This is a genomic window from Halomonas sp. RT37 (assembly GCF_040070525.1).
In the GTDB taxonomy this organism is placed as follows: domain Bacteria; phylum Pseudomonadota; class Gammaproteobacteria; order Pseudomonadales; family Halomonadaceae; genus Halomonas; species Halomonas litopenaei.
Map to the genome: position 1 here is coordinate 610852 of NZ_CP098827.1, position 17224 is coordinate 628075.

Consider the following 17224-nt stretch of genomic DNA (forward strand, 5'->3'; position numbering starts at 1 on the left):
GGGCGGGTGCCGACGTCTGTCGGCGCCCGCGTGGACGGCGGACTTGCCGGGTCAGTCCTGGTCGGTGTTGACCACCTCTGCCTCGCGGTCGAGCAGGTAGCGGGTCAGCAGGCCCACCGGGCGGCCTGTGGCACCCTTGGCGCTGCCGCTGTTCCAGGCGGTGCCGGCCACGTCCAGGTGCGCCCAGGGGAAGTCGGTGGCGAAGCGCGACAGGAAACAGCCGGCGGTGATGGTGCCCGCCGGGCGCCCGCCGATGTTGGCAAGGTCGGCGAAGTTGGAGTCCAGCTGTTCCTGGTACTCGTCCCACAGCGGCAGATGCCAGGCGCGATCCCAGGCGGTTTCGCCGGCGTCGAGAAGGTCCAGCGCCAGGTCGTCGTCGTTGGACATCAGGCCGGTGGCGTGGTGGCCAAGCGCAATGATGGCGGCACCGGTGAGGGTGGCGATGTCGACGACGCTGGCCGGCTCGAAGCGCTCGGCGTAGGTCAGGGCATCACACAGCACCAGGCGGCCCTCGGCGTCGGTGTTGAGCACCTCCACCGACAGCCCCTTCAGCGTCTTGATGATGTCGCCAGGCTTGGTCGCGCGACCGCTGGGCATGTTCTCGGCGGCGGCGACGATGGCGACCAGGTTGATCTTCGGCTTGATTGCCAGGATCGAGGCAACCGCGCCGAACACGCTGGCGGCGCCGCACATGTCGAACTTCATCTCGTCCATGCCGGCACCGGGCTTGAGCGAGATGCCGCCGGTGTCGAAGGTGATGCCCTTGCCGACGAGCACGTGGGGCGACTCGTTTTCGTCGTCCGCGCCTTGATAGCGCATCACGATCAGTCGCGACGGCTCGTCGCTGCCATGACCGACCGACAACAGCGAGTGCGCGCCGAGCTCCTCGAGGGCTGCCTCGTCGAGGATCTCGGTGGTCAGGGCGCCATCGGATTCGCTGGCCAGGCGCTCGGCCTCGCTGGCGAGGTAGCGCGGCGTGCAGACGTTGCCCGGCAGGTTGCCGAGCTGGCGGGCCAGGTTGATGCCCTGGCCCACGGCGGCACCCTGGCGGGCGCCTTCGCTGGCCGCGTTCTGGTCTTCGCCCTCACTGAGCAGGATCGACACCGTCTTGAGGCTGGGAGCCGGGCCACTCTCCTTCTTGAAGTCGGTGAAGCGGTAGCTGGCGCGCAGCGCGCTCTCGGCGATCTTGTGGGCCTTCCAGCCGGCGTCGCGATCCTCGACGGGCACGTCGGTGAGGGCTACCGAGACTTCGTCCACGGTCAGCTGACCGAGGCTCGCGAAGGCGGCGTCCACGGCCTTGCAGAAGGCACCTTCGTGGCACTTGTCGCGCTCGCCGAAGCCGACCAGCAGCAGGCGGTCGGCGCACAGCCCAGGCGCAAAGGGCACCAGCTGGACGTTGCCGAGCTTGGCGTTGAAATCGCCACGCTCGATCAACTGTCCGATCAGACGCTCGCTGGCGTCGTCGAGCTTGGCGGCGGCAGGAGTAAGTTCACCGTCCTTGAACACCGGGATGACCAGGCAAGCGGTCTCGATCTTGACCGGGTTGGCCGTCTTTACAGGGAATTCCATGCTGACTCCACAAGACAAGTGTGGGGGGATTCTGGATAATGCCGGCACGATGCCGAGTCCATCCAGTGTACCCAAGGCCCCCGGGGTTTGCATGATCACCGTGGCCGCAGCGATCGATCGGGTAGAGACATCGATCAGGGACCTATACTGGATCAGGGACGACCGGTGAGGACGACCGAGAGCAGGAGCGCGCATTGATCATATTCCGTTACCTCACCCGCGAGATTCTGCTGACCATGTCGGCGGTGGCCGGGGTGCTGCTGCTGGTGATCATGGGCAGTCGGTTTATCCGCTATTTTGCCAACGCCGCCGAAGGCGAGATCCCTGCGAACATCCTCGGCTCGCTGATGCTCTATCACATGCCGGGCTTTCTCGAGCTGATCCTGCCGCTGGCGTTCTTTCTCGGAATTCTGCTGGCCTATGGCCAGCTCTACCTCAACAGCGAGATCACCGTGCTGGTGGCCTGCGGCACCAGCCCCAACCGCTTGCTGACGGTCAGCCTGGTGCCCGCCGCCCTGGTGGCACTGCTGGTCGGGATATTCAGCCTGTGGCTGACCCCCGCTGGTGCCTTGCACAACGAACTGGTGCTGGAAGAACAGCGCAGCAAGCTCGACTTCTCGGCGCTGGCGCCAGGGCGTTTTCAGGAGTTCGGCAGTGGGCGTATCGCCTACGCCAGCGACGTGTCCGAGGACGGCGAGCGCATGCAGGAGGTGTTCATCAGCGAACGCCAGAAGCGCAATGACGGCTCCCCCGAGAGCGTGGTGACCCGGGCGACCCAGGGCTACCAGTCGGTGGATCCGGACACTGGCAGTCGCTATCTGGTGCTGGAAGACGGTGAACGCTATAGCGCAGAGGCCGGTCGCGCCGACGCCGAGCGGCTCGAGTTCGGTACCTACGCCGTGCGTCTGGCGCGGGCGGTGGAGGCGGTCGAGACCGACTCGGCGGAGTTTGCCACCACCACGACCCTGCTGAATGACGCTTCGCCCGAGGCCAGGGCCCAGTTGCAGTGGCGGCTCGGCGCTCCCCTGATGGTGTTCGTGCTGACCCTGCTGGCCCAGCCGCTGTCCCGGGTCAATCCACGCCAGGGCCGCTTTGCCAAGCTGTTGCCGGCGATCTTTCTGTACGTGGCCTACCTGAGTCTGCTGCTGGCGGCCATGGACGCCATCGGCAGCGGCAGCCTGCCAGCCGTCATCGGCATGTGGCCGATCCACGCAGGCTTCCTGATCCTCGGCCTGGGACTGGCCTTCAATGCCCAACGCAAGGGAATGAGCGGATGATTCTCGATCGCCTGGACGGCTACATCGCCCGCAACGTCCTCGCTGCCATTCTGGTAGTGCAGGTGGTGCTGCTGGGCCTGGACCTGATCATCACCTATATCGATGACCTCGGAGACATCGAAGGCGGCTATGGTGCCTTCGAGGTCTTCCTGTTTCTGTGCATGCGCCTGCCCTGGCGCTTTTATCAATATGCCCCGGTAGGCGTGTTGATCGGCGCCCTGATCGGACTCGGCAGCATGGCTTCCAACAACGAGCTGACGGTGATGCGGGCGGCGGGACGGTCGCTGGCGCGCATCGTCTGGGGGGTGATGAAGCCGATCATCCTGGTGGTGGTGATCGTGCTGACGGTGGCAGAGTTCGTCAGCCCCAGAACCGAGCAGTTCGCCCACGCCTGGAAGGTGCAGCAGATGCAGGGCGAGGGTGCGGTGGTCACCGAACGCGGTGGCTGGCAGCGCGAGGACGACGACTTCTATCGCTTTGGTGCGATTCGCGCCGACGACACCGTGCTGGATCTGACTCGCTACGAATTCGACGGCCACCGGCTGGAGTCGGTCACCACCGCCAGGCGTGCGGTGTGGCAGGGCGACTTCTGGGAGTTGCAGCAGGTCGAGACGACCCGCTTTGCCGATGACCGCACCGAGGTCGACAAGGTGGCTAGCCTGCGCTGGGACACCAGCCTGTCGCCGACTCAGCTGTCGCGTCTGCTGCGCGACGTGGAGACCCAGGCACCGAGCGAGCTGTGGGCCTACGCCAGCTATCTGGACGAGCAGGGCCTGGAGGCCACCCAGCCGCTTCTGTACTTCTGGCAGAAGATGCTGATGCCCCTGACCATGGCCTCGCTGGTATTGGTAGCGGCGTCCTTCGTGTTCGGCCCGCTGCGCACCGTGGCCGCCGGGACGAGGGTATTCTACGGGGTCATCACCGGGCTGGTGTTCAAGTACCTGCAGGATCTGCTGGCACCGGCCTCCACGGTATTCGGCTTTTCGCCGGCTTGGGCGGTGCTGGCCCCCACACTCGTGTGCGCCTTGCTGGGACTTCACCTATTGAGGCGGTCGGGGTGAAGGGCGGCATGCCTGGCGCCGGCTTGGGCACTCTCGATCGCCCCGGCGCCAACGTTAGTATGCGCCTTGCCGAGACTCCACCTGCTGAGCAGACCCAATGACACGACGCTTTCCCCATCTCGATGATGTCTGGCCCGCGGGGTTGGGCCGACGTCTGGGCGCCATGTTCTACGACAGCTTTCTGTTGCTGGCCATCTGGATCGCGATCACCACCTTGCACGTGCTGGTGGTGCGCAAGCTGCTGGGCCTGGCCCCGGAAGAGGTGGGGGCAGGCGTTTGGCAGGTGCTCAGCCTGCGACTGCTGCTGGTGGTCGCGGCCTTTGCCTTTTTTGCCTTCTTCTGGCGCCGCGGGGGCATGACCCTGGGGATGCAGGCCTGGCGTCTTCGCGTCCAGACCCTCGACGGCGGACCCATCAGCCTGCGTCAGACCATGCTGCGCTTCGCCGTGGGAGCGTTTTCCTTCGTGCCGCTGGGGCTGGGCCACTGGTGGGTGCTGTTCGACGCGGAACGGCGCAGCTGGGCGGATCTGGCGTCTGGTACTCAGGTGGTAGTGCTGCCGAAGGCGGCGAAGCGATAACCCTGCAACGAGCGCTTGCGCGAGATTCCTGAACAGGGCAGCTTACCCGTCAGCCCGGCTCGGGCGTCTGCCATCGACCCTTCATCCTCTGCAGCGCCCGGCCGACGTTCTCCCTGAGATGCTGCTCGGCCCCTCCCCATTCAGCCTGCACGAGTCGCTTCCTTCTGTTTCCATCCTGGTTTTCTGGTTGCTGTCGATTGGCTGTCGGCAGGGGCAGCGCTTGAGCTGAGTCATGTAAATTCAAATCTTTAGCTAAAGTAAATACGAATTACTCTTGAAAAGGTTGCGTGTCGCTATGGGAATCATTTACATTGGCTATAGTGATTCAGGAGAGATGGCGATGTACGTATGCCTGTGCAAAGGGGTCAGTGACCGACAGATTCGTCAGAGCGTCGATGACGGCGCGCGTAGCTGGCGTCAGGTTCAGCGTGAGACCGGTTGTGGCACCCAGTGCGGCAAATGCGCCTGTGTGGGCAAGCAGATCACCCGTGACGCCATCCAGGAAGCGTCGAGTCTGGAAGTCGAAGCGCTGGCCTATGCGGTATAGCCTCGGTCGTCGGTACGCTCTTGCGCTACTTCCTTTGCGGTAGTCTTTTGAATTAGCAATCGATATCGTTGTAGTTGCGGTTTTCAAGATTCTGATTTTATTGAGTTTTTTCATGGATGCCCTATACTGCTTCTTGACGGGAGCTGGTAGGGCATTGCTTGTCGTGCCAGTGTGTCTGTAGCCCCGCGTCTGTTGCCCTGTGAAGGCGGGCGAGGCCAAGGAGAGACGTCGCCTCTGCGGCGTCCGATGCAAGACGGTTCGATCAACGACGACTGGCCACGGCCGGTCGGCAATCACCGGCAAGCACAAGTCCGGCAAGCATTGAGGAGTTTTCCATGAAAGGCGATCCCAAGGTCATCGAGCATCTCAACAAGGTGCTGGGCAACGAGTTGGTGGCCATCAATCAGTACTTCCTGCACGCCAAGATGTACAAGGACTGGGGCCTGGCCCGGCTGGCCAAGTGGGAGTACGACGAGTCCATCGAAGAGATGAAGCACGCCGACATTCTGATCGAGCGCATCCTCTTTCTCGAAGGCATCCCCAACCTGCAGGACCTCGGCAAGCTGCATATCGGCGAGGACACCCGCGAGATGCTCGAGGCCGACCTGGCCGCGGAGCATACCGGGCGTGACGACCTGATCGAAGCCATCACCTACTGCGAGCAGGTGCGGGACTACGTCAGCCGTGACCTGTTCCAGAAGATCCTCGATGACGAGGAAGAGCACATCGACATCATCGAGACCGAGCTGGGTCTGATGGACAAGGTCGGCTTGCAGGCGTATCTGCAGACGCAAATGCAAAAGGCCGGCGGCGAAGAGTGATTTAGCGCTGGCGCATTGCATCGACAGCGCCCAGGCAAGCAAAAAGGGGAGGCCAGCGGCTTCCCCTTTTTGCGTCTGCGTGTTCCGTTGCCTGCGCGCTGGCCAGGGCGTATGGACTCGCCTCGCCGGGCTGGCGCTGTTGGACCAGCGTTATCGAACTGGCAGCGTCGGACCGACGACATGGATCCGGGCGCCGTCAGGGCCTGCTAGGCGCTGTCGGAAAAGTCGACGAGCGATGGTTAGACAAGGCAAAAATCGGTGAGAAAGCGCAGTTTACGGGGTGTAAATGAGCATTTTGACCGGGCTGGCGCACCAGCCGATTTTTAACGCCGTATTACCGAGCGCAGGCAGTTTTCAGACAAGCCCTAGAACGCCTTCTCGAGGGCAAAGCGTGGAGTGGTAACACCTTCGACTTCGACGCTCTCGCAGAACATCTCAAGCGGGCGCACCCACAGGCCGTAGTCCCCGTAGAGCGCGCGGTACACCACCAGGGCCTCTTCGCTTTCGCTGTGATGGGCGACGCCGGTCACCTCGTAGAGCGGGCCCTTGTAGTGGCGATAGATGCCGGGCACCGGGAGGGGGGATTGCGGGGTTGTCATGGTCGGTTCCTTGTCTGGCTCATTTTACCCGGGTCAGTCTGGCCAGCGCCCGCGAGGCGGCGACAAAGCCGAAGCTACCGGTGACAAAGGTGGCGGCGCCGAAGCCGCTCTCGCAGTCCAGGCGCGTGGACTCGCCGGCACCAGGCTTGGTGTGGCAGACCTCACCGTCCTGGCCGGGGTAGACCAGCTGCTCGTCGGAGTAGACGCACTCGACGCTGAAGCGGCGCTTCGGGTTGCGCGAAAAGCCATGGTCGCGGCGCAGGCGCGAGCGCACCTTGGCAAGCAGGGGGTCATGCTCCGTGCGGGTCAGGTCGGCCACCTTGATCCGGGTGGGGTCGGTCTGTCCGCCGGCGGCGCCGGTGACCGTCAGCGGCAGCTTGCGGCGCTTGCACCAGGCGATCAGTGCGGCCTTGGCCACCACGCTGTCGATGGCGTCGATCAGATGATCGGCGTCCTCGGGAATGCGTTCGGCGAGATTGGTCGGGGTGGCGAAGGCGACATCGGCGACGACCTCGATGCCGGGGTGGATGGCCCGACAGCGCTCGGCCAGCACTTCCACCTTGGGCCGCCCGATGGTGCCGTCGAGGGCGTGAAGCTGACGATTGACGTTGGATACGCAGACGTCGTCGAGGTCGATCAGGGTCAGCTTGCCGACGCCGCTTCTGGCCAGCGCCTCCACCGCCCAGCTGCCGACACCGCCGACCCCGACCACCACCACGTGGGCTTGCGCCAGGCGGGCGCTGGCGGTGGTGCCGTAGAGACGGCGAATACCACCAAAGCGCAGGTCATAGTCGTTGTCGCTGGGGTCAGTGCTCATCAGGAATCTCGCTGGGTCGTTGCGGTCACGTTGGCGTTGGTGGTGCTGACTGGCCGGGGCAGGTGGGCGCGCCAGCCGAAACGGTCGAACAGCCGCGTCATGCAGGCGTCCAGCGGGCAGCACAGCGCCATCGGGGTGCGATGGCGAGGGTGCTCGAACTCGAGCGAGGTCGCCGCCAGCAGCAGCCGATCGCAGTCCAGGCTGTCGCGAAAGAAGCGGTTGTGATTGCCCTTGCCGTGCTTGGCGTCGCCGATGATCGGGTAGCCGATGCCGGACAGATGACGGCGTATCTGGTGGCGTCGCCCGGTCAGCGGGCGGGCTTCCATCAGCGAGTAGCGAACCTGGGGGTAGCGGTCGATACGTACCGGCAGCTCCACGCTGTCGAGTCGGCGCACCTCAGTGATCGCGGGCATCGCCGGCATCTCGGCCTTGGGCCGGCTACCGTCTTCCTCGCGCAGTGCCCGGTCGATGCGCTCGGTCTCGGGGCCGATGCCGCGCACCACCGCCAGGTAACGCTTGGTCACCTGGCGCTCGGTGAAGGCCTCGGCCAGTCGCCGGGCCATGTCCGAGGACAGCGCGAACACCATGACCCCCGAGGTAGGCCGGTCGAGCCGATGCACCGGGTAGACCCGCTGGCCCAACTGGTCGCGCAGGCGCTGCAGCAGGAATTCGCGCTCGCCACGGGCCAGCGCGCTGCGATGCACCAGCAGCCCTGACGGCTTGTGCACCGCCACCAGATCGTCGTCCTGGTAGAGAATGGGCAAGGGCAGGGACATCGCGGCGATACCTATGGCGTGAATGCGGGCTCGAGGCGCGCTATTGTCGCCATGTTGCGGCGATCTGTCATCCGGATTGCGACGACTCCGTGAGTCGAGGGGCATCTCTGGCTACGGCTTTGGTCTATGATGAGCGCCGACAATCGGTGAGAGAGCAGGCTATGACCCGAGGGATAGGGATGCTGCGCTGGTGCAGGGACTGGGCACCGGTCCTCAAGGTACTGTCGGTACTTTGGCTGGTGCTGGCGCTGTTCATGCTGCTGCCCTGGGGGGTGCTGGTATGGGAAGGCGACGCCGACGCGCCGGCCTTCGCTCGTTCTCTGCTGGTGGTGCTGGCCACGGTGCTGATGTGCTGGTGGCTGACCTGGCGGATACCGGTGGCGCTCAAGACCCAGCAGATGTTCGTGCTGACCACCCTGAGCTGGGTCAGTATCAGCGGTTTCGCCAGCCTGCCGCTGGTGCTTGGCGCGCCCCATCTGTCGCTGACCAATGCGGTGTTCGAGTCGGTCTCGGCGATCACCACCACCGGCTCCACCATCCTCACCGATATCGACCAGCTGTCCGATGGTCTCAAGCTGTGGCGGGGTTTGATGCAGTGGCTCGGCGGCATCGGCATCATCGTCATGGGCATCGCCATCCTGCCGTTTCTCAAGGTCGGCGGCATGCGCCTTTTTCAGACCGAATCCTCGGATTGGTCGGACAAGGTGATGCCGCGCACCGGCGGCATCGCCAAGGCCACGCTCGGCATCTACGCCCTGGGCACCCTGGTGGCGATTCTGGCCTACGGTATCGGCGGCATGGCACCGGTAGACGCGGTGGTGCACGCCATGAGCTCGGTATCTACCGGCGGCTTCGCCAACTCTGACGCCTCCTTCGGGGCCTACGCCGACCAGCCGCATCTGTTGTGGATGGGCACCTTGTTCATGTTGCTTGGCGCCTTGCCCTTCGTGCTCTACATCCGCTTTCTGCGCGGCTCGCCGCTGGCCTTGTGGCGCGACGAGCAGGTCCGTGGGCTGGTGTGGCTACTGGTGGTGGTGACGCTGATCCTCAGCCTCTATCGGGTATGGCGAGGCGAGGCGATGTTCGATGCCCTGACTCACACCGCCTTCAACGTGGTCTCGGTGGTGACCACCACCGGCTACGCCAGCGACGACTACAGCCAGTGGGGCCCGTTCGCCGCCATGGCGTTCTTCTATCTGACCTTTGTCGGTGGCTGCAGTGGTTCGACCAGCGGAGGCATGAAGATCTTTCGCTTCCAGGTGGCGATCAAGATGCTGCTGAGCCAGCTGCGCTTCTTGATCCACACCCATGGAGTCTTCGTCTCTCGCTACAACGGTGCGCCGCTGTCCGATGAGATCAGCCGGGGCGTGGTGGCCTTCTCCTTCTTCTTCTTTCTGACCATCGCCGGCCTCGCCCTGGCCCTCGCCATGCTGGGCCTCGATCTGGTCACGGCACTGACCGGGGCGGCCACGGCGGTGGCCAACGTCGGGCCAGGACTTGGCGATATCATCGGCCCAGCCGGTAACTTTTCCACCCTGCCCGACGCCGCCAAGTGGCTGTTGTGTGTGGGCATGCTGATGGGCCGCCTGGAAATCCTGACCGTGCTGGTACTGTTGACCCCGATGTTCTGGCGCAAATAGGTCTTTGGCGGCGGTGGGGGAGGTGATCGAGGGCGTAGTGTGCCGGGTTGGACAGACGGCTTGGCGGCTGCCATGTTGCACGGCAACATGACAGTCGACATTGGTCGTCTCGCCGAAGGTGGCGGCGGCGGTCATTCTGAGCTGACGCCCGTCGGGAGCCCCGTGATGAAACTGTCCCCTGCCTATCGCATCGCCGCCACTATCCTGCATGGATTCGACGAGTACCGCTCGCGCTTCAAGCAGATCACCCTGGACGCCAATCGACGCTTTCGCGACGCCGCCTGGCGCGAGGCCCAGCAGGCCTCGGCGGAGCGGATCAACCTCTATCAGGAAAAGGTCGACGAGACCCTGGGGCGCCTGCAGCGCACCTTTGACGAGGACATCCTGACCCACTGCGAGTGCTGGCGTGAGGCCAAGGGGCACTATGTCGAGCTGATCGGTCAGCGACTCGACTACGAGCTGGCCGAGACCTACTTCAATTCGCTGTTCTGCTCGATCTTTCATCACCGCCACATCCGCGATGACTGGATGTTCGTCAACTCCTCCAGGGACGCCGCGTCACACCACTCGGGCATCGAGCTGTGCCGACACATCGCGGTGGAGGGGGACTGGTCAAGGGCCATCGCCGAGGCGCTGGAGGGGGCCGAACTGGGCATGGAGTTCATCGACCTGGGCCACTGCGGACATCTGGCGCGTGACTTTCTGGTCGAGCACCTGCCGCAAGGGCTGGCGGACGGCACGGACACCGAAATCGAACTGCTGAAGAGCGTCTTCTACCGCAACAAGGGCGCCTACCTGGTCGGCCGCATCCACCGCGATGGCGAGCAGGTGCCGCTGGTGCTGCCGGTGCTCCACGAGGAGGGCAAGGGGCTGCACCTGGATACGGTGCTGATCGAGCCCGACGAGGTGTCGATCATCTTCTCCTTCACCCGGGTCTACTTCCAGGTCGATGCCACTGTGCCCCGTGAGTTCGTGGCCTACCTGCACATGCTGATGCCGGACAAGCCGATCAGCGAACTCTACGCTGCCATCGGCTTCTTCAAGCACGGCAAGACCGAGTTCTTCCGCGCCCTGAACCAGCAGATCGCGCGGCGCGAGGACAAGTTCATCATCGCCCCCGGGGTGCGCGGCATGGTGATGGCGGTGTTCGTGCTGCCGTCACACCGCACCGTGTTCAAGATCATCAAGGACCGCTTCGACCCGTCCAAGGCGATGAGTCGCGACAACGTGCGCGAGAAGTACGGCCTGGTCAAGCGCCATGACCGGGTCGGCCGGATGGCCGATACCCAGGAGTTTTCCTACCTGGTATCGCGCAAGGACCACTTCGATCCCGAATGCCTTGAGCATCTGCTGGAAGTGGCGCCGAGCAACGTCTACCTGAAGGACGACAAGGTCATCATCAAGCACTGCTACACCGAGCGCATGATGACCCCGTTGAACCTGTATCTGGAGCAGTGCGACGAGACCGAGACCCGTGCGGTGCTCAAGGACTACGGCAATGCCATCAAGCAGATGGCGGCGGCCAACATCTTCCCCGGCGACATGCTGCTGAAGAACTTCGGGGTGACCCGCCACGGGCGGGTGATCTTCTACGACTACGACGAGGTGAGTTATCTCACCGAGTGCAACTTCCGGCATATCCCGGAGCCCCTCTATCCCGAGCAGGAGCTGGCCGACGAACCCTGGTACTCGGTGGGGCCCAATGATATTTTCCCCGAGGAATTCGGGCCCTTCCTGTTCGCCAATGTGCAGTTGCGCAAGCTGTTCTTCGAACTGCATCCGGAGCTTTTCGATGCCGACTACTGGAAGAGCCTGCAGGCGGCGATCACCGACGGTCAGGTGATCGACGTCTACCCTTATCGCAACAAGCAGCGCTTCGCCTCGGACCCCGGGGGCCTGACCTACTGAGTCCGTGGCGGCGCTGATTCAGACTCTCAAAGCTGTGGAGCGAGTTCATGTCCAAGGCCCCCCACCTGGTGGTGCTGACCGGCGCCGGCATCAGCGCCGAGAGCGGAATCCAGACCTTCCGTGCCGCCGATGGCCTGTGGGCGGATCATCCCATCGAGGACGTCGCCACCCCCGAGGGCTGGGCACGAGACCCGCAGCGCGTGCTGAGCTTCTATGACGCCCGTCGGGACCAGGTACGTGGCGCGCGTCCCAACGCCGCCCACCGGGCGTTGGCTAACCTCGAGGCGCGTGGCTTCGAGGTCAGCATCGTCACCCAGAACATCGACGATCTGCACGAGCGAGCGGGCTCCCGTCGGGTGCTGCACCTGCATGGCGAGATCATGATGGCGCGCTCCTCGGTGGACGAACGCATGCGCTATCCGCTGGGGCGTCGCAATATCGCCATGGGCGACGTCTGTGACCGTGGCAGCCAGCTGCGCCCGGACGTGGTCTGGTTTGGCGAGGCGGTGCCGGCCTATCAGGACGCCTGCGAGATCGTCGCCGAGGCGGACCTGTTGCTGGTGGTCGGCACTTCGCTGGCGGTGATGCCGGCGGCGGCCCTGATCAACGAACTGCCCTTCGATGCCGACTGCGTGCTGGTGGACCCCGACGAATCGCTCAGGGTGCCTGCTGGCGTTGCCCGGCTGGTGATGCCGGCAGGCGAGGGCGTGCCCGCCCTGACCCGTCACTGGCAGCGTGAAGGTCGACTGTTCATGCCGCAATTGGGCTAGGCCCGGGCGAAGGTGGCGCCGTCGAGCGGGTTTTCTAGAGAGCCGTCGAACGGGTTGTCTATAGAGCCGTTGATTGGGTTGTCTAGAGCGCCATCGAGCGGGTGGTAGATAGAGCGGTCTTTCGCGTGGCTTGCCTGACGCAGGCAATGGGGCGTGGTAGATTGGGCGCCCTTTGCCGCAGCCTGCATCCCGCCCATGTGTGACTCTCGTTTCGCCGATTCCGCCCCCTCCCAGCAAGACGCCCGCTCCGAAGATTCCGGCTCAACTCAGGAAGCTTCAACTACCGAGGAGGCGTCCGCCGATCGCCATCCGGGTGAGCCGAGCGCTGTCGGGGATCCGCACCTCGGCGAGAGCCGGAGCCTCGACAGGGACCCTGCCACCGGTCATCCGCGTCCCCCGCGAAGAGAGTTCAAGGCGCGCGGCAGTTTCGTCACCCGTTGCGCCGGCTGCAATCTGCCCGAACTCAACTGCCTGTGCCCCTATCAGGCCAAGGCCGACTCTCGGGTCCAGGTGTGGCTGATCACCCATCCGCTGGAGCACCACAAGCCGACCAACACCGGCCGTCTGATCGCCGACGTGCTGGCGCCCACCCGAGTCTTCACCTGGTATCGCACCACGCCCGATGAAAAGCTGCTGGCGCTCCTGGCCGACGAGCGTTACGCCCCCTTCGTGGTATTCCCCGACGACCAGCCCGACTACGCCGACCGCGTGGTCGAGGTGGAGGCGGTCCGGCGAGTCCCCCGGGAGCGCATCCCGGTGCTGATCCTGCTCGACGGCACCTGGCGTCAGGCGCGGCGGATCTTTCGCAAGAGCCCCTACCTGGAACGCCTGCCGGTACTGCCGTTGAGAACCGATCGACTGACGCGTTATCGATTGCGCAAGCCCGCTTCCCAGGCGCATCTGTGCACCGCCGAGGTGGCCGCCGAGCTATTGCGTCAGAGCGGCGAGGAATACGCCGCTTCCGTGCTCGACGATTACTTCGACGTCTTCAACGACAGCTACGCCGCCAGTCGGCGCTACCACAAGATCGAGACGCCAAGCCCGGCCATGCGCAGGCTGGCCGCACGGCGAGGGTGAGAGGGCGTGGTCAGGCATCGAGGCGACGACAACGCCAGGATCGGTGTCGGTATACGCATAACTATGCCGTATTGAGCGGGTTTTTTCGGACCTGTCGGTATAAAACTACATTCCCTATCCACGACCGCTGGCTTGTGGTGTCGCGAATATCCTAGTTCGCCCGGGCTTTTTCTGGGAGACGCTCTTCTTTTGACACAGTTTCGTCAATCTGTGCGGCTTGGCGCACGAGGAGCGTTATGGATTTTCGTAGGCGTTTTCACCCCTGCCGACCTCTCCCGGGAGATCGCTGTCCATCGCTGGCGGTGGATGGTGATGCCGCTTTTTCCGTGGCGACGCTGGAGCGTCGCTTGGAAAAGGACCGTACCCGGGTCGTCCACAGTGCCAGCCTGCGTCGATTGCAGCTGCTGCCCCAGCAGGGCGCGGTGCTGGCCCACGCAAGCCAGAGGCGCCTGCTGTCGGCCTCGCTGGAGCGACAGCAGATGGGGCGCCGGATCGTGCAGATGGTCTATCGCAAGCTGGGCAAGCGGGCGGGTGACTGTGGCCTCGATGGTCTGGAAGACGCCTTCATCTGTCTGGTCGAGGTGGGCAGCCTGCTGCGTGATATCGGTCGACCTCCCTTCGGCCAGGCCGGAGAACTTGCGCTCTGCGGCTGGTTCGACAGCCATATGTCGGCCCTGGGAGGCCGCCAGCTGCCGCTGGCCAAGGACGATATCCAGGGCGCGGCCCTGCTCAACGAGCTGTGTCGTTTCGACGCCCAGGCCCAGGCGCTCCGCACCATCGGCAAGCAGGAGGGGATCTCGCTGACCCATGTCCAGGGCGCGGTGCTGCTGGGTGAGCAGGCGGTGTGGCGCGAAGAGGGCGACGATGGCCGTGGCCGCCAGGGCTACTGCTATCGTGCCGAGAGCGACCAGGAGACGGCCATGCGTGGTGTCCTGGGGCTGGGCCAGGATCATCGCCATCCGGCCAGCTACGTGGTGGATGCCGCCGAGGTCATTGCACGGACCCTGTCTCGTCTGGAGGCGGTGGTGGAGCGGGGGTTGATCGACCCGACGTCCCTGGTGGCATCGCTCAAACAGGCCTACGTGGAGGGGCTGGCCCGCCAGGGAGAGCCCTGGGCGAGTCTGGAGGAGCGGCGCTTCTCGCGCCACGGAGTAGTACGCCGCTGGAGCCTCGGTGGCATGCTGGACTGGGCGCTGCGCCGCTATGAGCGGGACAACGTCGAGGAACTGGGGCGCTTCTTTCACTACCTGCGACTGGCGCTGGGGCGAACCCTGGTCAATCACGCCGCCGATGCCTTCGTGGCCCACCTGGAGAACATCCGGGAGGGACAGCCTCAGTTGAGGCTGCTGAGCGCGGAGGTCGGCTGTCGCGCTCTGCTCGAGGCCTTCGACAGCCTGGCCACCCGGGTTGAATATCGGGATCCGGAGCTGGAACAGCTGGAGCTCGAGGGCTACCGCACCTTATGTGGACTGCTCGATGCCGCCCTGCCGGCGTTGCGCCTGCCGGAAGCGGCCTTCGTGCGACTGCTGGACGAGGGCCATGGCGCCTCGCCGCGGCTGACGCTGTGGGTGAAGCGGTTGCCGCCCGGCGTGCTCAGGGTGTATCGCCAGGCCATGGCGCAGCCCTGGGAAGGGGCGAGCCGCGAGGTCTGGGAGGCCTACCATCGTGGACGCCTCGTGCATGACTGGATCTGCAGCATGACCGAATCATCGGCGCTGGAAGAGTACAGTCGCCTGCGTGTAGCCGGTCGTTCGCTGGCCTGACGGTCTGAAACTGTGGCGTCACCACCGGCCCGCCCAGCGTTGAAACGATGGGCCAGGGATGGCGTAGAGTTTCTGTCGACGATTCTGCACAGGCGAAGTCCCATGAGGCTGGCGACGGGTGGTCGGCGAAGCATCTCGTTGATGGCGGTGCTGGCACTGTTGCTGGTACTGATGTCGCTGGTTTCTGGCTGCGTGCCGGTGATCAGTGAGCGCTGGGCGCGCCAGCCATTGCAGGGGCAGGTCATCGACGCCCGTACCGGGGCCCCACTGGCGGGGGCCAGGGTCTCGGCCGAGGCCTTTGCCGAGGCCGCCGACGTGACCGACAGCAACGGGCGGTTCGCCATTCCGGGGAATTCGTATATCGGTGGGCAGTTGTTGATGGCTGCAAGCGGGCTCCGTCCTCAGTGCTGGAAGATCGAGCGCGACGGCTACCGGACGCTGTGGATCGAGGTGATGGAGATGGTCCCGGATACGCTGCGCCAGCCGATCACGGTGAACCTGCCCATGTTGGCGTTCGATGCCGAGGCGCCCGCTGGACGCTCTGCCGAGACGATGGTCAAGGATAAGAGCCCCGGGGATCACGCCGGGGATCAGGTCGGCAATCACGTCGCCAAAGAGGCGATTTCCCGCGCGATACAACGCGACAATTACCGTTGGCGCCTGGCGGAAGGCAGCGACTGTGGCGCAGCGCCGCCGCCCGGCTAACGATCGATGAGATCACCGTTCGCTGCCAGCGCGCGTGCATCCACTTCCCTGATACTCGAACAGCCGCACATGGCGAGGCCCTGATCCAGCTCCCTTTGCAGGATCGCCAGGCAGCGCTCGACGCCGGCTTCGCCCGCGTCGGCCAGTCCATACAGATAGGGGCGACCGATATGCACGGCGTCGGCGCCCAGGGCCAGCGCCCGAAGGATGTCCAGGCCGCTGCGAATCCCTCCATCCAGATGCACCTCGAGACGCTCGCCCACCGCCGCCACCACCTCGGGAAGCGCCGCGATGGTGGCCCTGGCGGCGTCCAGTTGGCGCCCCCCGTGATTCGACACCACCACGGCGTCGGCTCCCTGCTCGGCGGCCTGGCGCGCCGAGTCCGCGTCCAGTACCCCCTTGACGACCAAGGCGCCCGGCCAACGGGCGCGGACCCAGCCCAGATCACTCCACCCCAGTGACGGATCGAGCTGGTCGTCGAGCCAACTGGCGAGTGAGGCGATGCCGTCCGGGGCCGAGAGCGGTCCGTCCAGATTGCCCAGGGCGAAACGACGGCTGCGCAGGTGGCGCCACCACCAGCCGGGGTGACGGCCCAGCCCCCAGGCGAGCTTGAGGGCGGTGGCCGGATCGGGCCTGACGTCGTGGCCGAGTCCCCGGTGGTGATCGGCCAGCAGCGGCATATCGATGGTCAGCACCAGCACACGGCATCCGAGACTCAGGGCGTCGTCCATCAGCCGCTCGCTGAGACCGCGATCCTTGAACACGAACAGCTGAAACCAGGGTGGGCGCGGGCAGTCCCGGGCGATATGCGCAAGGGGGGCGTTGGACAGGGTGGCGGCGGTGTAGGGGACCCCGGCTCGCGCAGCGGCGCGTGCGGCCAGACGTTCCCCGTCGGCCCAGGCCAGGCCGCCCAGGGCCACCGGCGAGAGCACCAGCGGCAGCGCGATATCTTCGCCCAGAATGCGAGTACCGAGGGTGCGCCGGCTGACGTCGGCCAGGCGCGGTGCCAGCGCCACTCGTGACATGGCCTGGAGGTTGGCGGCCAGCGCCTGCTCGGCGCCGGAGCCTCCTTCGATATAGTCGAAGACCAGCCGTGGGAGTCGCCGTCTCGCGCCTTGGCGAAGCGCCTCGATGGTGCTGCGGGTCATGGGGCCGACTCCGTTCAGCAGGCTGTTCCTTTGAGCATAGTCTAAGCGGGCTTCGGAGCCGGTTTCGATGGCGGGCTGGCGTGGACCCGGAGCGGGTTCACGTTGATGGTAGGGGGCGTCGAAACGACACCGCCGCCCGAGGGGGCGGCGGCGCGAGGGTGCCGAACGA

General features: G+C 65.0%; 17 protein-coding genes. 11 read left to right on the forward strand and 6 right to left on the reverse strand.

The genetic code is table 11. The features are described 5' to 3' along the window. Positions 1 to 51: 51 nt before the first annotated feature. Positions 52 to 1569 (reverse strand): leucyl aminopeptidase, encoded by a 1518-nt coding sequence (locus NFG58_RS02790; protein WP_045994720.1) that lies wholly within the window; start codon positions 1567 to 1569, stop codon positions 52 to 54. A gap of 194 nt (positions 1570 to 1763) precedes the next feature. Here NFG58_RS02790 and lptF point away from each other — a divergent pair, with 194 nt between their 5' ends. The 5 genes from lptF (at position 1764) to bfr (ending at position 5852) form a co-directional block, all read left to right on the forward strand. Continuing rightward, positions 1764 to 2846, forward strand: a complete 1083-nt coding sequence (gene lptF / locus NFG58_RS02795) for an LPS export ABC transporter permease LptF (protein ID WP_083970631.1) — start codon at positions 1764 to 1766, stop codon at positions 2844 to 2846. Next, the gene (lptG, locus tag NFG58_RS02800) at positions 2843 to 3907 is read left to right on the forward strand and encodes an LPS export ABC transporter permease LptG (protein WP_348827562.1); all 1065 of its coding nucleotides are present in this window, start codon (positions 2843 to 2845) and stop codon (positions 3905 to 3907) included. The genes lptF and lptG overlap by 4 nt, the downstream gene beginning before the upstream one ends. A 97-nt stretch (positions 3908 to 4004) precedes the next feature. Further along, positions 4005 to 4484, forward strand: coding sequence for an RDD family protein (locus tag NFG58_RS02805; protein ID WP_045994718.1), 480 nt, complete (start codon positions 4005 to 4007; stop codon positions 4482 to 4484). Between the two features lie 340 nt (positions 4485 to 4824). Then, complete coding sequence (locus tag NFG58_RS02810; RefSeq protein ID WP_045994717.1) at positions 4825 to 5031, forward strand: (2Fe-2S)-binding protein; 207 nt, start codon at positions 4825 to 4827, stop codon at positions 5029 to 5031. A gap of 335 nt (positions 5032 to 5366) precedes the next feature. Then, positions 5367 to 5852 (forward strand): bacterioferritin, encoded by a 486-nt coding sequence (bfr, locus tag NFG58_RS02815; RefSeq protein WP_045994716.1) that lies wholly within the window; start codon positions 5367 to 5369, stop codon positions 5850 to 5852. Between the two features lie 365 nt (positions 5853 to 6217). Here the strand turns inward: bfr and NFG58_RS02820 are convergent, their stop codons facing one another. From NFG58_RS02820 to NFG58_RS02830, 3 genes are read right to left on the reverse strand one after another with little or no spacing between them, the layout of a single operon-like run. After that, positions 6218 to 6451 (reverse strand): DUF1653 domain-containing protein, encoded by a 234-nt coding sequence (locus tag NFG58_RS02820; protein ID WP_213228243.1) that lies wholly within the window; start codon positions 6449 to 6451, stop codon positions 6218 to 6220. 19 nt (positions 6452 to 6470) lie between these two features. Continuing rightward, positions 6471 to 7268 (reverse strand): tRNA cyclic N6-threonylcarbamoyladenosine(37) synthase TcdA, encoded by a 798-nt coding sequence (tcdA, locus tag NFG58_RS02825; protein ID WP_045993071.1) that lies wholly within the window; start codon positions 7266 to 7268, stop codon positions 6471 to 6473. Then, positions 7268 to 8044, reverse strand: a complete 777-nt coding sequence (locus NFG58_RS02830; protein WP_045993072.1) for a pseudouridine synthase — start codon at positions 8042 to 8044, stop codon at positions 7268 to 7270. The genes tcdA and NFG58_RS02830 overlap by 1 nt, the downstream gene beginning before the upstream one ends. A 161-nt stretch (positions 8045 to 8205) precedes the next feature. Here NFG58_RS02830 and NFG58_RS02835 point away from each other — a divergent pair, with 161 nt between their 5' ends. From NFG58_RS02835 to NFG58_RS02845, 3 genes are all read left to right on the forward strand, one after another. Further along, the gene (locus NFG58_RS02835; RefSeq protein WP_045993073.1) at positions 8206 to 9684 is read left to right on the forward strand and encodes a TrkH family potassium uptake protein; all 1479 of its coding nucleotides are present in this window, start codon (positions 8206 to 8208) and stop codon (positions 9682 to 9684) included. Positions 9685 to 9849: 165 nt separating this feature from the next. Next, positions 9850 to 11592, forward strand: coding sequence for a bifunctional isocitrate dehydrogenase kinase/phosphatase (gene aceK, locus NFG58_RS02840; protein ID WP_108131228.1), 1743 nt, complete (start codon positions 9850 to 9852; stop codon positions 11590 to 11592). A 47-nt stretch (positions 11593 to 11639) separates the two neighbouring features. Beyond that, positions 11640 to 12362 carry an NAD-dependent deacylase gene (locus NFG58_RS02845; RefSeq protein ID WP_045993075.1) on the forward strand — a complete coding sequence of 241 codons (723 nt, stop codon included), beginning with the start codon at positions 11640 to 11642 and terminating at the stop codon, positions 12360 to 12362. On the opposite strand, the gene NFG58_RS02850 is transcribed toward NFG58_RS02845, so the two are convergent. Further along, positions 12359 to 12559, reverse strand: a complete 201-nt coding sequence (locus NFG58_RS02850) for a hypothetical protein (protein WP_348827563.1) — start codon at positions 12557 to 12559, stop codon at positions 12359 to 12361. The genes NFG58_RS02845 and NFG58_RS02850 overlap by 4 nt on opposite strands. Here NFG58_RS02850 and NFG58_RS02855 point away from each other — a divergent pair. The 3 genes from NFG58_RS02855 (at position 12558) to NFG58_RS02865 (ending at position 15907) form a co-directional block, all read left to right on the forward strand. Further along, positions 12558 to 13439 (forward strand): DTW domain-containing protein, encoded by an 882-nt coding sequence (locus NFG58_RS02855; RefSeq protein WP_348827564.1) that lies wholly within the window; start codon positions 12558 to 12560, stop codon positions 13437 to 13439. The genes NFG58_RS02850 and NFG58_RS02855 overlap by 2 nt on opposite strands. A gap of 236 nt (positions 13440 to 13675) precedes the next feature. Then, the gene (locus tag NFG58_RS02860; RefSeq protein ID WP_348827565.1) at positions 13676 to 15202 is read left to right on the forward strand and encodes a hypothetical protein; all 1527 of its coding nucleotides are present in this window, start codon (positions 13676 to 13678) and stop codon (positions 15200 to 15202) included. A gap of 102 nt (positions 15203 to 15304) precedes the next feature. Further along, entirely contained in the window at positions 15305 to 15907 is a 603-nt protein-coding gene (locus NFG58_RS02865; RefSeq protein ID WP_348827566.1) for a carboxypeptidase-like regulatory domain-containing protein, read from the forward strand. Here NFG58_RS02865 and NFG58_RS02870 read toward each other — a convergent pair. Further along, positions 15904 to 17055, reverse strand: coding sequence for an alpha-hydroxy acid oxidase (locus tag NFG58_RS02870; RefSeq protein ID WP_348827567.1), 1152 nt, complete (start codon positions 17053 to 17055; stop codon positions 15904 to 15906). The two genes, NFG58_RS02865 and NFG58_RS02870, sit on opposite strands and share 4 nt — an antisense overlap. Positions 17056 to 17224 lie beyond the last annotated feature (169 nt).

Bases quoted from the DNA above. Each gene is read 5' to 3' on its own strand.
- NFG58_RS02830 (WP_045993072.1), bottom strand. From the start codon at position 8,044: ATGTCCCTGCCCTTGCCCATTCTCTACCAGGACGACGATCTGGTGGCG.
- aceK (WP_108131228.1), top strand. From the start codon at position 9,850: ATGAAACTGTCCCCTGCCTATCGCATCGCCGCCACTATCCTGCATGGA.
- NFG58_RS02835 (WP_045993073.1), top strand. From the start codon at position 8,206: ATGACCCGAGGGATAGGGATGCTGCGCTGGTGCAGGGACTGGGCACCG.
- NFG58_RS02870 (WP_348827567.1), bottom strand. From the start codon at position 17,055: ATGACCCGCAGCACCATCGAGGCGCTTCGCCAAGGCGCGAGACGGCGA.
- NFG58_RS02855 (WP_348827564.1), top strand. From the start codon at position 12,558: ATGTGTGACTCTCGTTTCGCCGATTCCGCCCCCTCCCAGCAAGACGCC.
- NFG58_RS02820 (WP_213228243.1), bottom strand. From the start codon at position 6,451: ATGACAACCCCGCAATCCCCCCTCCCGGTGCCCGGCATCTATCGCCAC.
- tcdA (WP_045993071.1), bottom strand. From the start codon at position 7,268: ATGAGCACTGACCCCAGCGACAACGACTATGACCTGCGCTTTGGTGGT.
- NFG58_RS02850 (WP_348827563.1), bottom strand. From the start codon at position 12,559: ATGGGCGGGATGCAGGCTGCGGCAAAGGGCGCCCAATCTACCACGCCC.
- bfr (WP_045994716.1), top strand. From the start codon at position 5,367: ATGAAAGGCGATCCCAAGGTCATCGAGCATCTCAACAAGGTGCTGGGC.
- lptG (WP_348827562.1), top strand. From the start codon at position 2,843: ATGATTCTCGATCGCCTGGACGGCTACATCGCCCGCAACGTCCTCGCT.
- NFG58_RS02790 (WP_045994720.1), bottom strand. From the start codon at position 1,569: ATGGAATTCCCTGTAAAGACGGCCAACCCGGTCAAGATCGAGACCGCT.
- NFG58_RS02810 (WP_045994717.1), top strand. From the start codon at position 4,825: ATGTACGTATGCCTGTGCAAAGGGGTCAGTGACCGACAGATTCGTCAG.
- NFG58_RS02845 (WP_045993075.1), top strand. From the start codon at position 11,640: ATGTCCAAGGCCCCCCACCTGGTGGTGCTGACCGGCGCCGGCATCAGC.
- NFG58_RS02805 (WP_045994718.1), top strand. From the start codon at position 4,005: ATGACACGACGCTTTCCCCATCTCGATGATGTCTGGCCCGCGGGGTTG.
- NFG58_RS02865 (WP_348827566.1), top strand. From the start codon at position 15,305: ATGAGGCTGGCGACGGGTGGTCGGCGAAGCATCTCGTTGATGGCGGTG.
- NFG58_RS02860 (WP_348827565.1), top strand. From the start codon at position 13,676: ATGGATTTTCGTAGGCGTTTTCACCCCTGCCGACCTCTCCCGGGAGAT.